The organism is Nocardia brasiliensis NBRC 14402 (assembly GCF_000308475.2).
In the GTDB taxonomy this organism is placed as follows: domain Bacteria; phylum Actinomycetota; class Actinomycetes; order Mycobacteriales; family Mycobacteriaceae; genus Nocardia; species Nocardia brasiliensis.
In genome coordinates, this window is the sequence record NZ_BAFT02000060.1 from 49,042 (window position 1) to 68,431 (window position 19,390).

The 19,390-nt window shown below is 70.6% G+C and carries 10 protein-coding genes; 7 read left to right on the forward strand and 3 right to left on the reverse strand.

The features are described 5' to 3' along the window. Window positions 1-16: 16 nt before the first annotated feature. Entirely contained in the window at window positions 17-1,327 is a 1,311-nt protein-coding gene (locus tag TY25_RS19590; protein ID WP_042258228.1) for a glutamine synthetase family protein, read from the reverse strand. A 232-nt stretch (window positions 1,328-1,559) separates the two neighbouring features. On the opposite strand from TY25_RS19590, the gene TY25_RS19595 reads away from it, so the two are divergent. Together TY25_RS19595 and TY25_RS19600 are read left to right on the forward strand one after the other, a co-directional pair. Next, window positions 1,560-3,047, forward strand: coding sequence for a cytochrome P450 (locus TY25_RS19595; RefSeq protein WP_052383074.1), 1,488 nt, complete (start codon window positions 1,560-1,562; stop codon window positions 3,045-3,047). Window positions 3,048-3,052: 5 nt separating this feature from the next. Continuing rightward, window positions 3,053-4,393, forward strand: a complete 1,341-nt coding sequence (locus TY25_RS19600; protein ID WP_042258229.1) for a glutamate-1-semialdehyde 2,1-aminomutase — start codon at window positions 3,053-3,055, stop codon at window positions 4,391-4,393. 25 nt (window positions 4,394-4,418) lie between these two features. Here TY25_RS19600 and TY25_RS19605 read toward each other — a convergent pair whose 3' ends face one another. After that, window positions 4,419-5,417 (reverse strand): GlxA family transcriptional regulator, encoded by a 999-nt coding sequence (locus tag TY25_RS19605; protein WP_042258231.1) that lies wholly within the window; start codon window positions 5,415-5,417, stop codon window positions 4,419-4,421. Between the two features lie 72 nt (window positions 5,418-5,489). Between TY25_RS19605 and TY25_RS19610 the strand changes: the two genes are divergently transcribed. After that, a complete protein-coding gene (locus TY25_RS19610) occupies window positions 5,490-6,887 on the forward strand; it encodes an MFS transporter (protein WP_052383075.1) in 1,398 nt (465 codons plus the stop codon). Window positions 6,888-6,897: 10 nt separating this feature from the next. On the opposite strand, the gene TY25_RS19615 is transcribed toward TY25_RS19610, so the two are convergent. Then, window positions 6,898-8,049: an epoxide hydrolase family protein gene (locus TY25_RS19615; protein ID WP_042258232.1), complete on the reverse strand. Its 1,152-nt coding sequence runs from the start codon at window positions 8,047-8,049 to the stop codon at window positions 6,898-6,900. Between the two features lie 331 nt (window positions 8,050-8,380). Here TY25_RS19615 and TY25_RS19620 point away from each other — a divergent pair, with 331 nt between their 5' ends. The 4 genes from TY25_RS19620 (at window position 8,381) to TY25_RS19635 (ending at window position 19,389) form a co-directional block, all read left to right on the forward strand. Next, the gene (locus TY25_RS19620; protein ID WP_201773683.1) at window positions 8,381-9,337 is read left to right on the forward strand and encodes a zinc-dependent alcohol dehydrogenase; all 957 of its coding nucleotides are present in this window, start codon (window positions 8,381-8,383) and stop codon (window positions 9,335-9,337) included. Window positions 9,338-9,410: 73 nt separating this feature from the next. Further along, window positions 9,411-12,497, forward strand: a complete 3,087-nt coding sequence (locus TY25_RS19625) for a type I polyketide synthase (RefSeq protein WP_042258234.1) — start codon at window positions 9,411-9,413, stop codon at window positions 12,495-12,497. After that, window positions 12,494-18,949, forward strand: coding sequence for a type I polyketide synthase (locus TY25_RS19630; RefSeq protein ID WP_042258235.1), 6,456 nt, complete (start codon window positions 12,494-12,496; stop codon window positions 18,947-18,949). Before TY25_RS19625 ends, TY25_RS19630 begins: the two co-directional genes overlap by 4 nt. Then, complete coding sequence (locus tag TY25_RS19635; protein ID WP_042258236.1) at window positions 18,946-19,389, forward strand: DUF3291 domain-containing protein; 444 nt, start codon at window positions 18,946-18,948, stop codon at window positions 19,387-19,389. The genes TY25_RS19630 and TY25_RS19635 overlap by 4 nt, the downstream gene beginning before the upstream one ends. The last annotated feature ends 1 nt before the right edge of the window (window position 19,390 follow it).

Genomic DNA, 19,390 nt, shown 5'->3' on the forward strand with positions numbered 1-19,390 from the left:
GTCGCAGCGCCGTCGCCTACACCGAGTCCAGATACCGCGCGCGCTCCCATTCGGTCACTTCTCGCTGGCCCGCCGCGGCCTCGCTGCGCGCCACCTGGCACAGGTTCTGCACGGTCCCCGCGCCGAGGGTCCGCCGGGCGAATTCGCTCTCGCCGAAAAGCGTTGCCGCCGCCCAGATATTCGTCGGCAGCGGCGGGTATTCCGCCGACACATAGGAGTTCGCGGCGGGCTCGGCCGGTGCCAGCCCTGCGGTGACGCCGGCCGCGCCCGCCGCGAGCTGGGCTGCGGCGAGCAGATAGGGATTGGCGTCGGCGGCAGCGATCCGCGTCTCCACCCGAGTGCCCTTGGCCTCCCGGATCAGCACCCGCACGGCGGCGCACCGGTTGTCGAAGCCCCAGGACAGGTTCGTCGGTGCGAACGAATGATCCGTCACGCGCTTGTAACCGTTGGGCGTGGGAACCGCGACGAGTTGCAGCTCGGCCGCGTACTTCAGCAGTCCCGCAACATAATTGCCGCCGACCGTGCTCAGCCCGCCGGTCCGCGCGTCCCAGAACGCGTTGTTCTTGTCCTTCCCCCACATGCTCTGATGGATGTGCAACCCACTGCCGGAGAGATCGCCGAACGGCTTCGCCATGAACGTGGCGCGGTACCCGTGCCGCGGTGCGAGTTGTTTGACGGCATAACGGAAGAACAGCAGGCTGTCGGCCGCGGTGACGGGATCGGAGGGGGTCAGGTTGATCTCGACCTGACCGGGCGCGTACTCGGCGCCACACGCCTCGACCTCGACGTCGGCGCTCAGCAGCATGGCGCAGATCTCGTCGAGAAACGGCTCCAGGTAATGGTTGTCGTGCAGGCTGTAGACCGGGTTGCGATCTCCGGGCGCGCGCAGCGACTCGCCGTCGAGCGCGTAGAACTCGGTCTCCATCGCGATATACGGTGCGAGACCGGCGTTTTCGACATCGGCGACGACGCGGCGCAGCACGTCGCGCGGCGCGATCGCGGCGAGTTCGCCGGCGGCGTCCACCACGTCACAGAAGACCAGCGCCGTCTTCGGCTTCCACGGCACCAGCCGCAAAGTCGCCACGTCGGGCCGCAGGAAAATGTCGGGATATCCGTTCGACCAGCTGTAGTCGGCGGTCTCGATGACCTCCATCCGGTAGTCCCAGGCCAATACCGCCGAGGAAAGCCCGACCCCGTCCGACATTCCGTTGGCCAGAAAGGATTCGACCGGGATTCGCTTTCCGCGGAGGGCGCCGGTCATATCGGGGGTGGCGAGCTCGACCATCGTGATCGAATTCTCTTTCAGGAATTGCTCTACCGCTTCCATCTGGATCCTCTCACTCCCCACGGACCGTCTCACTGCGCCGCCCATGCGGGTGCGCGACCTGTTCCGAAAGGCAGGCTTCGACAGTCGTTGTCGCCCATCGGGCCAGTCTGGCAGAGGAACTCGTGGTCCGGGATGCCCCGGATGGGGGGTTGAAATCCGGGCGAACACCCCTGATCTTGGACGAACAACTCCGAGCCAAATCTCCCCCAAAGCATTACGGGAAGCGACGACCGTGACCGAAGCCCCACCGCTCATCGATACCGCGACCGAGCCGGCCCGCGCGCCCGGACCGACGGGCCTGGACGCGTTCCGGATAATGACCGAAATCCGCCGGGATCCGTGCTCGGCATTCCAGGAACTCGTCGAGCGTTACGGCAATGTCGTCCGAATAGACGCGTCCGGGCAGCAGTTCTTCCTCGTGAACGACCCCGATCTCGTCGAAGCCGTCTTCGTCGCGCGGCAGAGCAACTACGGCAAGACCCTCAATGCCAAAGTCGCGGCGATGGCGCTGGGCAACGGGCTGCTGACCAACGAGGGCGAGTCCTGGACGAGGCAACGCCGGATCATGCAGCCGCTGTTCGCCCGCAGGCAGCTGGACCGGTTCGCCGAGTCCATGATCGACGCCGCGGAACGCACCCTGGCCCGCTGGGCGACCCGTCCCGACGGCGACCGGCTCGACGTCTCCGTCGCGATGAACGCATTGACGCTCGACGTCACCGGCCCCGCGCTGTTCGGTGGCGACCTGTCCGACGACGCGGCCCGGGTGCACGAGGCGCTCGTGGAGATCCTGCGCTGCGTCGGCAAGGCGATGACCTCGCTGCTGACCTGGCTGCCGCTGCGCATCCCCGGCGTCACACCCGATGCGGCGTTGCGGTTGCAGGCGCCGCGCTGGCGCAAGCTGGACGCGGCGGTCGGGGTGCTCGACGACGTGGTCGCCCGGCTGATCCGGGAACGACAGGACAACCCTCGCGATGATCGGCACGATCTGCTCGGTCTGTTGCTCGACGCGCGGGACGAGGCGGGGGCGGCGGCGATGAGTCCGCGGCAGGTCCGCGACGAATTGAAGACCTTTCTACTGGTCGGGCACGACACCACGGCCTACTCGCTGGCCTGGACCCTGCTGCTGCTGTCGAATCATCCCGAGGCGCGCGAGCGCCTGATCGCCGAGGTCGACACCGTGCTCGGCGGCCGCCGGCCCACGCCCGCCGACCTCGACGAGCTGCCGTGGACCTCGGCCGTCATCGAGGAGGCGATGCGGCTGTATCCGCCTTCCTGGTTGATCGAACGGCAGGCCGTCGCCGACGATGTGCTCGGCGGCTACCATGTACCGGCGGGCGCGACCGTGTACGTGGCACCGTATCTCCTGCACCACGACCCGCGGTCCTGGCCCAATCCCGAAGGTTTCGATCCGCGCCGATTCCTGCCCGAGCACCGGCAGTTCGTCTTCCCCGCGACCGGCACCACCGCGAATCCTCTTGTCCGCCACCGCTTTTCATATCTCCCCTTCGGCGCGGGCCACCGCCAGTGCATCGGGCTGGGTTTCGCCCGCATCCAGGCCAAACTCATCCTCGCCATGCTCACCCAGCGCTACACCTTCGACCTCGCCGCCGGCGCCCGCGTCCTCCCCGAACACACCCTGACCCTGCGCCCCCGCGACGGACTGCCCATGGTCTTGCGCCGCCGAGCCGCGGCCGGCGACGCGGCGGCTCCCCTAGGCTGAGGGGTATGGCTGCTTCTACGAGCAACGAGATCCAGTTCGATCGTGCGCGGCAGGTTATTCCGGGCGGGGTGAACTCGCCGGTGCGCGCTTTCCGATCCGTCGGAGGCGCGCCCCGGTTCATCGTGGGTGCCGCGGGGCCGTATGTCACCGATGTGGAGGGCCGCGAGTACGTCGATCTCGTGGCTTCCTGGGGGCCCGCCATTCTCGGTCACGCACATCCGGAAGTCGTTGCGGCCGTGCAGGATGCGGCGGCGCGCGGATTGTCGTTCGGTGCCAGCACACCGGCCGAGACCGAGCTGGCCGAACTCGTCGTGGCCCGGCTCGGCGGCCCACGCGCCGAGGGCGGGTTGATCGACGAACTCCGCCTCGTGTCCACCGGCACCGAGGCGACGATGACCGCGATCCGGCTGGCCCGCGGGTTCACCGGAAAACCGTTGGTGGTCAAGTTCGCCGGCCACTATCACGGTCACTCCGACGGCCTGCTGGCCGCCGCGGGCTCCGGCGTGGCCACCTTCGGCCTGCCCGCCTCGGCCGGGGTGCCCGAGCCGATCGCTGCGCAGACGATCGTGCTGCCGTACAACGACATCGCCGCGGTCCGTGCCGCTTTCGCCGCGCATCCGGGCCGGATCGCGGCCGTCATCGTCGAAGCCGCCGCCGCGAACATGGGTGTCGTCGCGCCCGGCGACGGCTACAACGCCGCGCTGGCCGCCCTCGCGCACGAGCACGACGCGCTGCTGATCCTGGACGAGGTGCTCACCGGGTTCCGGGTCGCGCCCGACGGCTACTGGGGCCTCGAAAGGTCGCGCTCGACCGCACAATACGACGCCGACCTGGTGGCGTTCGGCAAGGTGATCGGCGGCGGCATGCCGCTGGCGGCGGTCGGTGGCCGCCACGACGTCATGGCGTGCCTCGCGCCGGAGGGACCGGTGTATCAGGCGGGCACGCTGTCCGGGAACCCGCTCGCCGTCGCCGCGGGTCTGGCCACGCTGCGCCTCGCGGACCAAAAGACCTACGATCTGCTGGACCAGACCAGTAGCACGATTCAGGCAGCCACCGCGGCGGCCCTCACCGAAGCCGGTGTCGCGCATACCGTTCAGTCGGCGGGCAACCTGTTCTCGGTGCTGTTCTCCCCCACCCCGGCCCGCGACTACGCGGCCGTGCAGGCGCAGGACACCTTCCGGTTCCCGCCGTTCTTCCACACCATGCTCGAACACGGCGTGGCGCTGCCGCCGAGTGTCTACGAGGCCTGGTTCGTCACCGCCGCGCACGACGACCGCGCGCTCACCACGATCCTCGACGCGCTCCCGCACGCCGCCCGGGCGGCCGCGGCGGCGCGCCCCGAATGATGCTCCGGCACAAGCGAAGAGCGCACTACCTGCCGGGGTTGTAGTCGCGTCGATACTTCGTCGGCGACAGACCGAGCTCGCGGGCGAAGTGGGCGCGCAGGTTGGGCGCGGTGCCCAGGCCGCTGTGCGCCGCGACGAGATCGACCGGCAGGCCGGTGCGTTCGAGCAGTTCGCGGGCGCGGGCCAGGCGCTGCGCGAGCAGCCAGCGGCTCGGCGTGGTGCCGAGTTCGGCATGAAACCGGCGGATCAGCGTACGCACGGACACACCCGCCGCGGCCGCGAGATCGCCCACCCCGGTCGGCTGATCCAGCCGCGCCATCGCCCATTCCAGCACCTCGCCGAGACCGGAGCCACCGTCCGGGGCGGGCACGGGTGCGGCCATGTACTGCGCCTGACCGCCCGCCCGATGCGGCGGGACGATCATCCGGCGCGCCACCGCGTTGGCGGCGCGGGTGCCCAGATCCGCGCGGATGACGTGCAGGCACAGGTCGATTCCGGCCATCAGCCCGGCACTGGTGAGCACGTCCGGTTCGTCGGTGTAGAGAATGTTCGGATCCACCCGCACGGCCGGGAACCGGCTCGCCAGCAGAGCGGCGTGCTCCCAGTGGCTGGTGGCCGTTCTGCCGTCGAGCACCCCGGCCGCGGCCAGCACGAACGCGCCGGAGCACAGCGAAACCATCCGGGCGCCGCGCGCCCGCGCCGCCCGGATGGCGGCCAGCGCGGCCGCGGGCGGATCCGTGTGCACGTCACCGGTTCCGGGGACGAGCACCGTATCCGCGGTAACCAGATCGTCGAGCCCGTGGGTGGCGCACATGCCGAACGACCCGGCGGGTCCCGCGTGACCGAACCAGGCCCGCAGGCCGACGTGCGCACCCGCGCCGTCGACCCCGCACAACCGCAGGTCGTACCAGTCGCCCGCGTGCTCGTGCGGGGGCGTACCGAAGGCCTGACACGCGAGCGCGACCTCGATGGCGGCCTGCTGCGGGAGCAGCAGCACCGCGAGAGTGCCTGGGACACTGGGCATGTCACAAAGCTATCGAATGATGGCAAACACGGCACTCGTGGCCGCCGCGACGGCTCTGTACGGTGACGTGACGTGACAGCCCACATCCCGGACAACCCTGCCGTCCTGCAGGTCGACAGCCGGCGGTGGCGGATTCTGGCGGTCGCCTCGGCCGCCCAATTCCTCGCCATCCTCGACCTGTTCGCGGTCAATGTCGCGTTCCCCGCACTGGAGCAAACCTTCCACGGCAGCACGCTGGCTCAGGTCTCGTGGGTGCTCAACGCCTACACCATCGTGCTCGCGGCGATGCTGGTGCCCGCGGGGCGGATAGCCGACGATATCGGCCGCAAGACCGCGTTCCTGGTGGGTATGACGCTGTTCGGGGTGGCGTCGCTGGGTTGTGCCCTCGCCCCGACGCTCGGCGTGCTGGTGGCGGCGCGGGTGGTGCAGGCCGTCGCGGGCGCGATTCTGATCCCGACCTCGCTCGGCCTGGCTCTGCCCGCCTTCCCGCCGCGCGAACACGCCAAGGTGATGGGCATCTGGACCGCCGTCGCCGCGGCCGGCGCGGGCAGCGGCCCGGTGGCAGGCGGTCTGCTGCTGGCCGCCGGCTGGCGGTGGATCTTCCTGATCAACATCCCGGTCGTCGTGGTCGCGGTGCTGGCCGGGCGCCGGGTGCTGCCCGCCGCGGCGCGCGGCGCCCGCAAACGCCTGGATCTGCTCGGCGCCACACTGGTGTTGCTCACCGCGGCCGCGTTGACGACCGTCTTCGTGCAGGCCCCGGAGTGGGGCTACACCTCCAAGGCGATTCTCGGCTGTGCGCTGGCGACCGTGCTGCTCGCGGCGCTCACTGTGCGGCATCTGCGCCGGGCGCCCGACCCGGTGGTCAGCTTCGCGCTCTTCCGGCACCGGCTGTTCACCGTCGCGGTCGGCGGGTTGTTCCTCTACTACCTGGCTTTCGCCGCGATGATCCTCGCGGCCACGCTGTTCCTCACCGGTCGCTGGCACTATTCCGTCGTGACCGCGGCGCTCAGCATCGCGCCCATGCCGCTGAGCACCATGACGACGGCGCTGCTGTACGGCCGGATCGTGGCCCGGGTCGGCGCGCGGATCGCGACCATGCTCGGCGGCGTGGCGCTCGCGGCCGGTTGCGGCTGGTGGGCGCTCACCGCGACGGACCGGCCGCAGTATCTCGCCGTGTTCCTGCCCGGCGCTATCCTGGCAGGGATCAGCACCGCGCTGTTGCAGCCTGCGCTGTTCGGGTCGGCGGCCACCCTGCCGGCGGAGCAGACCTCGCTGGCCAGCGCGGTGCTCATGATGTCGCGGCAGCTCTCCTCCGCGCTCGGCGTCGCGATCCTCACCGTGCTCCTCGGCCAGCAAGCGTTGCGCGAGTTCCGCATCGCCTGGGTGGCGATGGCCGCCGCCGCACTGGCCGCCGCCGTCGTCGGCCTGCGCTTTCGCGACAATGCCACTGTGCGCGAACCGGTTCGGTGACCGTCGCGCCTCAGCGCAGCCCGCGGAACGTGGCCCTGACCTCGTCGACGAAGACGGCGGGCTGCTCGAGGGCGGCGAAATGCCCGCCCCGGTCGAGCTCGTTCCAGTGCCGCAGATCGGCGAACTGCGGCTCGGCCAGTCGGCGCGTCGGCCGGTAGATGTCGGCGGGGAAAACCGAGCACCCGGTGGGCACCGTGATGCGGCTGTCGTCGCCGGTCGCGGCGGCGAAGCTCTCCCAGTAGAGCCGTGCGGCCGAGGCGCCGGTAGCCGGCAGCCAATACGTCAAAAGGTTGTCGAGCAGTTCGTCCTCGGTGAAGACGGTGCCGGGATCGCCGGCGCAATCGCTCCAGGCCTGGAACTTGTCGATGATCCAACCGGCCAGCGCCGCAGGCGAATCCGTCAGGCCGTAGCCGATGCTCTGCGGTCGAGTCGCCTGAATGGCAGCGTATGCCGAGCCCTGGGCACGATGTCCGGCGAGCGCGGCCACTGCGCGACGGTCCGCCTCGGTGAGGTCCTCGGCATCCACCGGTGCACGGAACGGCACCATGTTCAGGTGGATGCCGAGCACCTGCTGCGGATGCCGTCTGGCCAGCGCCATGGTGATCCGCGCGCCCCAGTCGCCGCCCTGGGCGGCGTAGCGGGCGTAACCGAGCCGGTGCATCAGCTGGTCCCAGGCGTCGGCGATCCGCTCCGCGCCCCACCCGGTCCGCTCCGGCTTACCGCTGAAACCGAACCCCGGCAGCGACGGGCACACGACGTGGAACGCGTCGGATGCGTTGCCGCCGAACGCGACCGGATCGGTCAGCGGTGCGACGACCTTGTGGAATTCGGTGACCGAGCCGGGCCAGCCGTGCGTGATCAGCAGCGCCGTCGCGCCGGCGTGCGGCGACCTTGCGTGCACGAAATGCACTGGTAATCCGTCTATCTCGGTGACGAACTGCGGGAACCGATTCAGCCGCCGCTGTGCGGCGCGCCAGTCGTACTCGTCCAGCCAGTACCGGCACAGCCCGCGCAGATAGGCCGCGGGTGTGCCCTGGGACCAGTCGCCGACCGTCTCGGGCTCGGGCCATCTGGTGCGGCGCAGGCGCTCCCGCGCATCCGTCACCACGGATTCCGGGATCTCGACTTCGAACGGCACGACGGCCGCGGACTGTCCGGGCATGGGCACACTGCCTTCCGGTTGTCGCTCGCATTGTCCGAGGCTCAAAATACTTGATGCACTTACCCTTTGCGAGCCCGAATCGAGCAACCGAAGTCAGGAATGTCCGAATTGTCCCGAGGGCCGATCGGAGGTGACACATTCTTTCCGAACAGAAGTGACAAATCAGACTTCCGACAAACCGGAAGCAGCTCGAATATTGTTGCCTACCTGCTGTTTTCATCTCCTCTTTACCGTTCCGTCATTTCCCTCGCAGCGTGGACACCGCGCGGAATACCCCCCTATAGTCGGGAAAATGCGGACAGCGAGACTTCATGGAATCGCGGACCTGCGGGTGGGGAACGAACCACCGCCGGCGGCGGCTACGGGCGAGACCCTGGTTCGGGTCACCGCGGTCGGCATCTGCGGATCGGATCTGCACTGGTACGAAGACGGCGCGATCGGTGACGCGAAACTCGGGCAGCCGTTGATACCCGGTCACGAGGGCGCGGGTGAGATCGCCACCGGGCCGCGGCGCGGCGAACGGGTCGCGATCGATCCGGCGATCCCGTGCGAGACCTGCCGCGCCTGCCGGGACGGGTATCGAAATCTCTGCTACCACGTGCGATTCGCCGGTCACGGGGTAACCGACGGGATGCTCCGCGAGACCCTGCCGTGGCCGTCACATCGCTTACATCCGTTGCCGGACAACGTATCCGACGCAGCAGGCGCACTGCTCGAGCCGCTGGCGGTCGCCCTGTGGGCGCTGGATCTCGGCCGGGTACCGTTCGGCGGCACCGCGGCGGTCGTGGGCTGCGGACCGGTCGGACTGCTGCTGATCCAGGTGCTACGCGCCGCCGGGGTATCCCGCGTGCTCGCGGTCGAGCCGTTGCCGCACCGTCGAGACGCCGCCGCGAAATGGGGCGCCGACGAAATTCTCGATCCCTACCCTGCCGCCGACCCACCCGACTTCGCCGCGCACGGCGTCGATGTCGCCTTCGAAATGGCCGGAAACGACGACGCGGTGCACATCGCCATGGCCGCCACGCGACCGGGTGGACGGGTGGTGCTGGGCGGCATCCCCGGCTCGGACACCACGACCTTCCGGGCGTCGCTGGCCCGCGGCAAAGAGCTGACGATCGCAATGGTCCGGCGCAGCAACGAAACTCACCCGCGCGCGATCGATCTGGCGGCGCGCGGTGTCATAGCACTCGACCCGCTCGTCTCGTCGCGGGTCCCGCTCACCGAGGCACCCGCCGCGTTCGCCGACGCGCAGCGCCGCACCGGACTGAAAGTCATCATCACGCCGTAACGGCACCGACTCGACGAATTCGACACCGCGATCTTCACGGCCGCCGCCGCGGCCGCCTTTGGCGAGGGGGATTATGTCCGCGTTCACGACACACGAAACGGCAACGGAACCGATCGCCATCATCGGTATGGCCTGCCGGTATCCCGGCAATTCGAGTTCGCCGCAAGCATTCTGGGATTTCCTGTCCGCCGGTGCGACGGCCGTCACCGATTTCCCGGCCGACCGCGGCTGGGATCTCGACCGCCTCCGTGCCGACCCCGCGCGCGCCGGGGCCAGTGCGGTGCATCGCGGCGGCTTCCTCGATGCCGCCGCATTCGACGCGGCGTTCTTCGGCATCTCCCCCCGCGAGGCGACCGCGATGCATCCCGAGCAGCGGCTCCTGCTCGAAGTCGCTTGGGAGGCTTGCGAACACGCCATGCTCGACCCGCACTCGCTGCGCGACACCGATACCGGCGTGTACGCGGCGCAGCTGTCCACCGCGTACGGACCGCCGATGCACCTGGCGCCGGAGGGCGCGGCCGGGCTGATGCTGACCGGGAACATAGCCGCCGCGCTCAGCGGCCGGATCGCCTACACGCTCGGGGTCACCGGTCCCGCGATCACGATCGACACCGCTTCGTCGGGTTCACTGGTCGCGATTCACCTTGCGGTACAAGCACTTCGCGCCCGTGCGTGCGAACGCGCGCTGGCGGGCGGCGTCTCCGTCATGCCGACACCGGGGTTCTTCACCGAATTCACCAGGCAGCAGGGGCTCGCACCGGACGGCCGGGCGAAACCGTTCGCCGCCGACGCGGACGGCACGGTCTGGTCCGAAGGAGCGGGCATGATCATGCTGACGCGGCTGTCGGACGCCCGGGCGAACGGGCACCGGGTGCTGGCGGTGATCCGCGGCTCCGCGGTCAATTCCGACGGCGCGAGCACCGGTCTCACCGCCCCGAGCGCCACGGCCCAGCAACGGTTGATCACGCGGGCGCTGGCCGACGCCGGGCTGACGGCCGCCGACGTGGATGCCGTCGAGGCGCACGGCTCCGGCACCAGAGCCGGCGACCGGGCCGAGGCCACCGCCTTGGTCGAGACCTACGGTGTCGATCGGGCACGGGACCGGCCGTTGCGGGTCGGCAGCGTGAAATCCAATATCGGCCATGCCCAAGCCGCCGCGGGCGTGGCCGGGCTGATCAAGTCGGTCCTGGCACTGCAGCACGAAAAGCTGCCCGGCCTGGTGCATTTCGGCACACCGTCGCCGGAGGTGGACTGGGCGGCGGCCGCGGTGCTGCCGCTCGCCGAGACCGAGCCGTGGCTGCGCGGTGACCGCCCGCGACGCTGCGGGGTGTCCTCGTTCGGCGTGGCCGGCACCAACGCGCACGTGATCGTCGAGGAGGCACCGGAATTCGAGGCGGCCGACCCCGCCGAGGCCGTACCGGCGGACGTGCAGCCGTGGGTGATCTCGGCCCACAGCGAGACTGCCCTGCGCGCACAGGCGGCGCGACTGCTGGCGACCGCGGAACCCGAGCGGCCCGCGGACGTCGGGTACTCGCTGGCAGTCACGCGGTCCCGCTTCGATCATCGGGCAGTGATCGTCGGTACCGACCGAGCGGAGCTGGTGTCGGGCCTCGAAGCGGTGGTACGCGGCGTCCCCGCGTCGCAGGTGGTGCGGGGCACTGCGTGGTCCGAACCGCGACCGGTCTTCGTCTTTCCGGGACAGGGCGGACAGTGGCCGGGAATGGCGACCGCACTGGCGAAATCGTCAGCGGAGTTCGCGGGGCACTTGGCCGATTGCGCCGCGGCGCTGCGGCCCTATCTGCCGTGGTCGCTCTCGGATGTCCTCGACGGCGTCGCGGGCGCGCCGAGCATCGAGCGCGTCGACGTCGTACAGCCGGTGCTGTGGGCGGTGATGGTCGCCCTGGCGCGGGTGTGGCAGGGCTACGGTGTGCAGCCCGCTGCGGTGGTGGGACATTCGCAGGGCGAGATCGCCGCCGCCTGCGTCGCGGGTGCGCTCTCCCTCGACGACGGGGCCCGGGTGGTCGCGCGCCGCAGTCAGGTGGTGCTGGCGCTGTCCGGGACCGGCGCGATGCTCTCGCTCGGGCTCGGGGCCGAGGCGGCGCGAAAGCGGATGGCACGCTGGGGAACTCGGCTCGACATCGCCGCGATCAACGGTCCGGGAGCGGTGGCGGTGTGCGGTGAACCCGCGGCGATCGCGCAATTGCAAGCCGAATGCGAACGCGACGACATCCGCGCCCGGCCGATCAACGCGGACTACGCCTCGCACAGCAGCCACGTCGACCCCGTCGAGCGCGAACTGCGCGAAACACTCGCGCCGGTGCGGCCGCGCACGGGAGCGGTGCCCCTGTATTCGACGGTCACCGGCGCGCCGATCCGGCACGATGCGCTCGACGCCGGGTACTGGTGGCAAAACCTGCGCAGGCCGGTCCAGTTCGAGGCCGCCACCCGCAGTCTGCTCGACGCGGGGCACCACGTGTTCATCGAGATCAGCCCGCACCCGGTCCTGGCCTTCGGCCTCGAAGGCACCATCGAGGCCGCCGGAGCCGACGCCGCGGTGCTCGCGACGCTGCGCCGCGACGACGGCGGACTGGACCGTCTGACCATGTCCCTGGCCCAAGCCGAGGCCCACGGCGTCGCCGTCGACTGGCACACGTATTTCGCGCCGGTCCAACCGCGCCGAATCCCCTTGCCCACCTATGCGTTCCAGCGCCAACGCTATTGGCTCGACGCACCCGGAGCTCCGGCCGCCGACGCTGCGCCGGTAGCGGACACCGATCCGGAGCCCGCCGCGCCGTCCACCACCCCGCGCGATATCCGGGAGCTGGTGGCGCGCGAGATCGCCGCGGTGCTCGGCCTGGACACCGCCGCCGAGGTGAGCGCCGGCCTGTCGTTCAAGGCCCTCGGCTTCGAGTCCATGACCAGCGTGGAGTTGCGCAACCGGTTGAGCGTCGCGCTGGGGCGACGCCTGCCGACCACCCTCATCTACGACTACCCCTCCCCGCGTGCGCTCGCCGACCACCTCGCCGGACTCGGCGGCGACCCGAGCGACAACCCGGACCGCGACGCCGCCGAGGCGCCCACCGCCCGCGGTCCGCGCGGATTCGACGATATGGACGGCGCCGAGCTGGTGCGGCTGGCGCTCGGTAAGGAGGCACGGTGAACACATCGGTTGACGAACTGGTCGAGGCGCTGCGCGAGTCGCTGAAGGAGAACGAGCGGCTGAAAGCGCGGATCAGCGAGCCGATCGCGATCATCGGCATGGCGTGCCGCTTTCCCGGCGGCGTGAGCTCGCCCGAGGATCTCTGGGATCTGCTGGCCGCCGACGGTGACGCGATCGCGCCCTTCCCCACCGACCGCGGTTGGGACACCGACACCCTCTACCACCCCGATCCGGAGCACCCCGGCACAACCTACGTGCGCGAGGGCGGATTCCTGCGCGACGCGGCGCTTTTCGACGCCGGGTTCTTCGGAATCACGCCGCGCGAGGCCGCCGCGATCAATCCGCAGCAGCGCCTGCTGCTCGAATGCGCTTGGGAATCCCTCGAACGCGCCGCCATCGATCCGACCACCCTGGTCGGCAGTCGCACCGGAGTCTTCGCCGGGGTGATCTACCAGGACTACAGCGTGCCGCTACAGGCACCGCCGAACGACGCCGAAGGCTATCTGCTCACCGGCGAACTCGGCAGCGTCGCGTCCGGCCGGATCGCCTACACGCTGGGTTTACAGGGCCCCGCCGTCACTATCGACACGGCGTGCTCGTCGTCGCTGGTCGCGCTGCACGCGGCCGCCGCTTCGCTGCGCCGGGGCGAATGCTCGCTCGCGCTGGCCGGCGGTGCGACGGTGATGTGCCACCCGCGGGTGATCACCGAGATGTCCCGGCAGGGCGGGCTGGCCCCGGACGGACGCTCGAAGCCGTTCTCCGACAACGCCGACGGGGCCGGCTGGGGTGAAGGCGTCGGCATGCTCGTGCTGGAGCGACTATCCGACGCGCACGCCAACGGGCACGCGATACTGGCGGTGCTGCGCGGCTCGGCGATCAACTCCGACGGCGCCAGCAACGGCCTCACCGCACCGAACGGGCCCGCCCAGCAACGGGTCATCCGCGACGCGCTGCACGCCTGCGACCTCTCGCCTGCCGAGGTGGACGCGGTAGAGGCGCACGGGACGGGCACCTCGCTCGGCGACCCGATCGAAGCGGGGGCACTCATCGCCGCCTACGGTGCGGGCCGCCCGGCGCAGCGGCCGCTGTGGGTCGGCAGCGTGAAGTCGAACATCGGTCATCCGCAGGCGGCCGCCGGCGTGGCCGGAGTGATCAAGATGGTGCTGGCGCTGCGGCACGAAACATTGCCCGCGCTGGTGCATTTCACGACACCGTCCCGGCACGTGGACTGGGCGGAGGCGGGTGTGCGGCCACTCGCCGAAGCGGTGCCGTGGCCGCGCGGCGAGCGGGTACGGCGGTGCGGGGTGTCCTCGTTCGGCATCAGCGGCACGAACGCGCACGTGATCCTCGAGGAAGCGCCGGTGGCGACACCCGACACCGGGTCCAGTGGCCCACCGGCCGAAGTGACGCCGTGGGTGGTCACCGCCCGAAGTGCCGCGGCCCTGCCCGCGCAGGCCGCGGCTCTGCGCACCGCGGCGGCGACCGAACGTCCCGAGGACGTTGGATTCTCATTGGCGCTCAACCGCTCTCGGTTCGACCACCGAGCCGTGGTGGTCGGCACCGACCGCGACGAATTGCTGACCGGTCTCACGGCGCTGTCGCGCGACGAGGCCGCGCCGCAAGTGGTGCGCGGGACCGCCTGGCCGGACCCGCGTCCGGTCTTCGTGTTCCCCGGACAGGGCGGACAGTGGCCGGAAATGGCCGCGGCGCTGCTGAAGTCGTCGCCGGTGTTCGCACAGAGCTTGGCCGAGTGCGCTGACGCGCTCGCCCGGTACGTCCCGTGGTCGTTGCACGACGTCCTCGACAATGCCGCGGGCGCACCGAGTCTCGATCGGGTCGATGTCGTGCAGCCAGTGCTGTGGGCCGTGATGGTCGCACTGGCCCGGGTGTGGCAGGCCTACGGCGTCGAACCCGCTGCGGTGGTGGGACATTCTCAGGGCGAGATCGCCGCGGCCTGCGTGGCGGGCGCGCTGTCCCTGGACGACGGCGCGCTCATCGTGACGCGACGTAGCCGAGCGGTGTTGCCGCTGTCGGGAACGGGCGCGATGCTCTCGCTCGGCCTCGGTGCGGCCGCGGCACGGGAACGCATGGCGCGGTTCGGCACCCGGCTGTCCGTCGCCGCAGCGAACGGGCCCGAGTCCACGGTGGTCTGCGGCGAACCGGACGCGATCGCGGAACTACAGGCCGAATGCGCGGCCGCGGGCGTGCACACCCGGACCATCAACGCGGACTACGCCTCGCACAGCAGTCACGTGGACCCGATCGAGGCCGAGCTGCTCGACGCACTCGCCCGAGTGCGGCCGCGCGCCGGATCGGTGCCGATGATCTCCACGGTGACCGGCGCGCCGATCGAGCACACCGCACTCGACGCGAACTACTGGTGGCAGAACCTGCGCAGGCCGGTCGAATTCGAAAGCGCCACCCGTCATCTGCTGACTGCCGGACATCACGTCTTCGTCGAGATCAGCCCGCACCCCGTGCTCGCCTTCGGTATCGAAAGCACCATCGAGGCGACCCGGGCCGAGGCGGCCGTGGTCGCCACCCTGCGCCGCGACGACGGTGGTTTCGATCGCATGACCGCCGCCCTCGCCCAGGCGCACGCGTACGGCGTGCATGTCGACTGGGACGCCTATTTCGCACCGACTCGACCACGCCGAATCCCCCTGCCCACTTATGCTTTCCAGCGCCAGCGCTACTGGCTCACCGAAGCGCCGCACACCGGACCGGCCGACCTCACCGCGGCCGGGCTCGAACGCCCGGCGCACCCGTTGATCGGCGCGGGCGTGCAGCTCGCCGACACCGAGGGGCACCTGTTCACCGCGAGCCTGTCGCTGGACAGTCAACCCTGGCTCGCGGACCACACGGTCGGCGGCGAGGCGATCCTGCCCGGTACCGCGATGGTCGAACTCGCGTTGCGGGCGGGCGAACAGGTAGGCGCCGAATGGGTGGACGAGCTGGTGCTCGAGGCTCCGCTGGTGCTGCCCGGCGACGACACGGTCCAGGTCCAGCTCACCGTCGGCGCGGTGGACGACACGGGCGGACGGCGGGTCAGCCTGTACTCCCGGCGCGGCGGCCTCGGCGCGTGGACCCGGCACGCGCACGGCACGGTGTCCCCCACCTGGGAGCCGCCGGCCGACGGATTCGCCGAGTGGCCGCCCACCGACGCCGCACCGATGAACGTGGACGCCGTCTATGACCGTGCGGCACAGGCGGGTATGGCGTACGGGCCCGCCTTCCGCGGCTTGGACCGGTTGTGGCGGCGCGGCGACGAGTACTACCTCGAATCGCGCCTGCCGAACGAAATAGCTTCCGACGCCGGGCAATACGGTCTGCACCCCGCCTTGACCGACGCCGTGCTGCACGGCTGCCTCGCCGCCATGGCCGACCGGAACGCGCTCACACACGCGGCGGTCCTGCCGTTCACCTGGACGGGGGTCGGCCTGTACACGCTCGGCGCGGCAGCGGTCCGGGCTCGCATCACTGCCCTGGGCGACACGGAGTTCCGTGTCGACCTCGCCGACGACGCGGGTGCGGCCGTCGGCCAGATCGCGACGCTGAGCTTCCGGCCCGCCGGTTCCCTGCTACAGGGTGCGACCCAGGCGCTGTCCACCGTCCGCTGGACCTCGCTGGCCGCACCCGCCGATACCGGAACCAGCGACGAGCTGTGGGTGCTCGGCGACGACCTCGGCCACCGACTCGCCGACGCCGGAGTCGAATTCGGCCGCTGTACCGATGCCACCGCCGCGGGGACCTCGAGTCCAGTGCTGCTCGACGTCGCCCCCGCCACCACCGCCGACGGCGTGGCCCGCGCGGCGCTCGACGTCGTGCGGCGGGTGCTGTCCGATATCCGGGCGTGGCTCGCGGCCACCGGCGACCCGGCGGCACGGCTCGCGGTGGTCACCCATCGTGCGGTCGCAACCACGCCCGACGAGGACGTCACCGATCTCGCGAGCGCCGCGGTCTGGGGTTTGATCCGCACCGCGCAGGCCGAATACCCCGGCCGGTTCGTCCTGGTGGATCTCGATGACGAACCCGCCTCCGCGCGGGCGCTGCCGCCGGCGTTGCGCACCGCGGAGGAGCAGATCGCGATTCGCGACGGTCATCTGAGCACACCGCGGATCGGCCCGTTGCGCACCGAAGCCACCGCCCCACCCTTGGCGGATCCGGCCCAGACCGTGCTGATCACCGGCGGCACCGGCGGACTCGGCGGACTGCTCGCGCGCCACCTCGTGACCGTGCATCACGTCCGGCACCTGCTCCTGGTCAGTCGACGCGGCGAAACATCTCCCGGCGCAGCCGAACTCGTCGCCGAACTGAACGCACTCGGCGCCGAGGTCCGGGTGGCGGCATGCGATATCGCCGACTATGCGGCCACCGCCGACCTGCTGCGTTCGCTGCCCGCCGACCGGCCGCTCGGTGCGGTGATCCACGCGGCCGGGGTGCTCGACGACGGCACCGTCGAGACGCTCACCGATGCCCAGATCGAGCGCGTCATGCGCGCCAAGGTGGACGGCGCGGTGAACCTGCATCTGCTGACCGAGGATCTCGGGCTGTCCGGCTTCCTGACCTACTCCTCGGTGGCGGGTGTGCTCGGCACGCCGGGGCAGGCCAATTACGCGGCGGGCAACGCCTTCCTGGACGCGCTCGTGCAGCACCGCCGCGCGCACGGACTGCCGGGCATTTCGCTGGCGTGGGGACCGTGGGCGAGCGACGCGGGCATGACCGAGGGCCTGTCCGAGGTGGACCACGCCCGCCTGGGCCGGTGGGGACTGCTGCCGCTGGACGCCGCGGACGGCTGCGCGCTCTTCGACGCGGCCCGCGCCGCGGATCGGCCACTCGCCATTCCCTGCCGCATCCAGTTGACCAGATCCGGTGACGCACAGCTCATTCCGGCGATGCTGCGCGATATGGTCCGGGCCGCGCCCCGGCTCCGCCAGGCCACGAGCGCACCCAAGGCGGATGACACCGCACGCGAACGTGAGCGGCTGCGTGACCATCTGATCGGCTTGCCCGCGGCACAACGCCGAGCAGAACTGGTCCGGATCGTCACCCGGCACGCCGCCGAGGTCGCGAATCTGGCCTCGGCCGACGAGGTCGCCGCCGATCTGCCCCTGATGGCACTGGGTTTCGATTCGCTGGCCTCGCTCGAACTGCGAAATCGGCTGGTACATCAGCTCGGATTGACCGGGCACCTCTCCGCGAACGCGGTCTTCCAGACGCCGACGCCGACCGGCCTCGCCGCGCGGATCGCCACGATCCTGACCGGCGACGACGAGTCCGCCGCAGTCGACGAGCCGGCACCGGACCAGGTGCGGCTACCCGACGATATCGGGCCAGCCACCACCTCCGGCCCGGTCACCCTGGCCGCCGCCGCACACCTCTTCGTCACGGGCGCAACCGGTTTCGTCGGCAGCTTCCTGGTCCGTGAACTGCTCGACCGGACCTCGGCGACCGTGCACTGCCTCGTCGAGTCGCCGAGCGCGCCGGCGGGCCTGGCCCGGCTGCAGGACACAATGCGCGGCTACCGGTTGTGGGACGACGCGCTGGCCGAACGCCTGATCGCGGTGCCCGGCACGCTCACCGATCCCCATCTCGGCCTGACCGAGGCGGCGTTCGACGCGCTGGCCCGCACCGTGGACGGCGTATTCCATTGCGCCGCAGTCGTGGACGAATCCGAGTCCGCGGACGGGATGGCGGCCGCCCTGCGCCTGGCCGCCCGGCACCGGACGGTCCCGGTGCATCACCTGTCCACGTTCGCCGTCTTCGGACAGCAGGACACCGAAGCGCCCGCACTGACCGAGGACGCACCCACCGGCCCGTCGGACGCACTGACGGGCGAGCACGCGCGGTCCCGATGGATCGCGGAGGAAATGGTCTCGCGCGCACGCGACCGCGGGCTACCTGTCTCGGTCTACCGGTTGCCCAGGGTGTTCGGCCACCGGGAGACCGGGGCGTGCTCGCCGACGGACCTGCTCTGGCGCGTCGTGCAGGGTTGCGTCCAGGCGGGCGTCGCGCCCGCGACCGAACTTACCGCCGACCTCATCCCGGTCGACTACGCGGCGAAAGCCGTTGCCGCCCTGGCCTGCGACGGCGGAGCGGCCGGTGCGACCTTCCACCTGTCCAACCCGGAACCGGTGCCGTTCGCATCGATCGTCGCCGCTCTCGTCGCCCGTGGGTATCCGCTGGCCGAACTCCCCGCGGGTCTGTGGGCGGACATGATCGGCAGCGATCCCGACAATGCCGCCCATCCGGTGCTGCAAGCCTTCTCGGAGATCGCCTTCGAGCAGCCCGGCCACGGCCGGTCGTCGTTCGAGTCCACCGCGACCCGGGCGGCGCTCACGGCGGTCGGCGTATCCGGCCCGCCCGCGAGCGCCGCGGCGCTCGGCGCGACCATCGACTATTTCATCGAGACGGGCCACCTGCCCGCCGCACAGGAGGCCTCGACACGATGAGCGGTGAATACCATCTAGCGCAGGCGAACATCCTCTACGCCGTCGACTCGCTGAAGTCCGAGACGCTCGCCGACTTCCACGAGCTCGCGTTGAAGATCGACGCGATGGCCCGCGCCGCACCGGGTTTCGTCTTCCGGCTCGAGTCGCTGTTCGATCTCCCCGAAGACCCCTACATGCTGAACATTTCGGTGTGGGAGGACATGGCGACGCTGCGGGAGTTTACCTATCGGGGCGAGCATGCCGGTTCCCTGCGCATCCGCCGGAAATGGTTCAAGCCGCCGCGCGGTGCTCCGTCGGTGCTGTGGTGGCTGCCCGTCGGCAGCCTGCCCGATGTCGGCGAGAGCATGGCCAGGCTGGACCTGCTGAACGCGAAAGGCCCAACGCAGGAAGCGTTTACATTCCGTCGCGCGTTTCCGCCACCCGTATCCGGAAAGGATTGAT